At 47.2% G+C, this 1389-nt stretch carries 1 tRNA gene, 2 rRNA genes and 1 pseudogene; 3 read left to right on the top strand and 1 reads right to left on the bottom strand.

Features of this window, described 5'->3' with window-relative positions:
* Positions 1 to 2: 2 nt before the first annotated feature.
* The 3 genes from rrf (MMG82_RS21310) to rrf (MMG82_RS21300) all read left to right on the top strand — a co-directional run bounded on the left by rrf (MMG82_RS21310) (position 3) and on the right by rrf (MMG82_RS21300) (position 376).
* Positions 3 to 118 (top strand): 5S ribosomal RNA (rrf, locus tag MMG82_RS21310).
* Positions 119 to 149: 31 nt separating this feature from the next.
* Positions 150 to 225: transfer RNA gene (locus MMG82_RS21305), tRNA-Thr, on the top strand.
* 35 nt (positions 226 to 260) lie between these two features.
* A 5S ribosomal RNA gene (gene rrf / locus MMG82_RS21300) occupies positions 261 to 376 on the top strand.
* A gap of 235 nt (positions 377 to 611) precedes the next feature.
* On the opposite strand, the pseudogene MMG82_RS21295 reads toward rrf (MMG82_RS21300), so the two are convergent.
* A pseudogene (locus MMG82_RS21295) lies at positions 612 to 1112 on the bottom strand (IS630 family transposase); the annotation flags it as partial.
* Between the last annotated feature and the right edge of the window lie 277 nt (positions 1113 to 1389).

Here is a 1389-nt window from a genome sequence, read left to right as displayed (position 1 = left end):
TGCTTGGTGACAATAGCATTGTGGTCCCACCTGATCCCATCCCGAACTCAGAAGTGAAACGCAATCGCGCCGATGGTAGTGTGGGGTCTCCCCATGTGAGAGTAGGTCATCGCCAAGCGCCTAATTTCATCTATTGATGATAAGAAATTGCTGATATGGCTCAGTCGGTAGAGCGCATCCTTGGTAAGGATGAGGTCCCCAGTTCGATTCTGGGTATCAGCACCATTATAGTCTAGTGTCATGTCCTAGATAAAAATTTGCTTGGTGACAATAGCATTGTGGTCCCACCTGATCCCATCCCGAACTCAGAAGTGAAACGCAATCGCGCCGATGGTAGTGTGGGGTCTCCCCATGTGAGAGTAGGTCATCGCCAAGTGCCTAAATAAACACAAAAGCCCTAGCCTAAACCGCTAGGGCTTTTGTGTTTATACGCTTCGCGAAAAACTACCTCGATATCGGTCAATAAATGTTCCTCCAATCTCCAATATTGACACTTCCACCATCCATGGCGGTCGCCCCGCCGCTAAGCGGGTTCCCCCGCTACGAAGACAAGCTTCTTCGCGTTCAATCATGGCTAATACCAATCCGCATTAAAGCTCAGCCATCTTCGCCTATTCCCGAGAGTACATCTTTATCACGCGTTTTGTACAACTGATAAAGCTGTTCCATGCCTGGCTGCAGGCATCCACTATGTCCTCATATCCTTTAAAACAGCGATTGGCGAGATAATGTTAGCGCAGCCAACTCCATACCTGTTTGATGGGGTTTAGTTCTGGGGAATATGGCGGCAGTTTGAGGATCGACAGGTTAGGGATATCAGCAGCAATGTCATTGGTATGCCAACCCGCACCGTCCATTACCACGACTGCATGGCGGCCAGGTTTGGTGCGTTTTGCAATTAGCTCCAGGTGCTGGTGCATGATGTCCTTATTGGCGAATGGCGTGATGATGGCTTCAGTTTCTCCTGCTGCGGGACAGACTGCGCCGAACAGGTGCACATATTCAAACTGCTGCTGTTTTAGCGCTCTTGGTCTACTGCCTTTAGGGGCCCAAAGGCATGTCGTTGTATTTTGCAGGCCGAATCTGGCTTCGTCCTGAAACCAAATATCAATCGAGACTAAAAAAATCAGCCTCACAATTAACTTTGAATACGCACAGCTGTGAGTTCTTTTAACTTAAAGTTGAGTAATTAATTATTTAATCTAGTCATTAAACCTTCTCAGTGTGGATAACTCTGGGTATAACAAGTGTGTAGGCTGTGCCTAGCTTGGGTGTAACAATCTATTTGAAAATTAATCATAAAAACCTGAAAAAAGCGCTTGCACAAAAAGTTTCGCTGCCTATAATGCGCATCCACTGACACGGCAGACAGCGAAAGCGAATGCGGTT

The sequence above is a fragment of the Shewanella sp. MM_2022_3 genome, assembly GCF_022557375.1.
Lineage (GTDB): Bacteria > Pseudomonadota > Gammaproteobacteria > Enterobacterales > Shewanellaceae > Shewanella > Shewanella xiamenensis.
The sequence above is the reverse complement of the archived record's forward strand: the minus strand, read 5'-3'. Positions and strand labels throughout refer to the sequence as shown.